Origin of the sequence: Vibrio sp. 10N.222.49.C9 (assembly GCF_041474985.1) — a bacterium.
GTDB lineage: Bacteria > Pseudomonadota > Gammaproteobacteria > Enterobacterales > Vibrionaceae > Vibrio > Vibrio crassostreae_C.
In genome coordinates, this window is the sequence record NZ_JBFRVD010001514.1 from 1 (window position 1) to 481 (window position 481).

1 protein-coding gene is annotated in these 481 nt (G+C 45.9%); it reads left to right on the forward strand.

Annotation, left to right across the window (positions count from 1 at the left end):
• The coding region (locus AB4585_RS29025) for a prephenate dehydratase domain-containing protein (RefSeq protein ID WP_372172257.1) at window positions 1–481 on the forward strand (481 nt) is incomplete at both ends.

Below are 481 nucleotides of genomic sequence, written 5' to 3' on the forward strand. Positions count from 1 at the left end.
ATTACTTCAGCCGACGTAATACAGACCTTATAGAACTCAACTGTGATTCCTTTAAAGAGGTCACCAAAACGGTTGAGTCTGGACATGCCGACTACGGCGTATTGCCAATAGAGAACACCAGCTCTGGTTCTATCAACGAGGTATACGACCTGCTTCAGCACACTACGCTGTATATCGTTGGTGAACTATCACAGCCTATTGAGCACTGCCTACTATCCACAACAGACGTGCGATTAGAAGAGATAAAGACCCTTTACTCTCATCCACAGCCTCACCAGCAATGCAGTGACTTCTTGGGACGCTTAAAGGGCGTTAAACTAGAGACCTGCGCAAGTACAGCGGATGCCATGTTGAAGGTGAAAGAACTTAATCGCTCTGATGCTGCCGCCATTGGTAACGCATTAAGTGGCAAGCTATATGGCCTGCAAAACGTACAAGAAAATATCGCCAACCAAACAGAAAACCATACGCGCTTTATTGT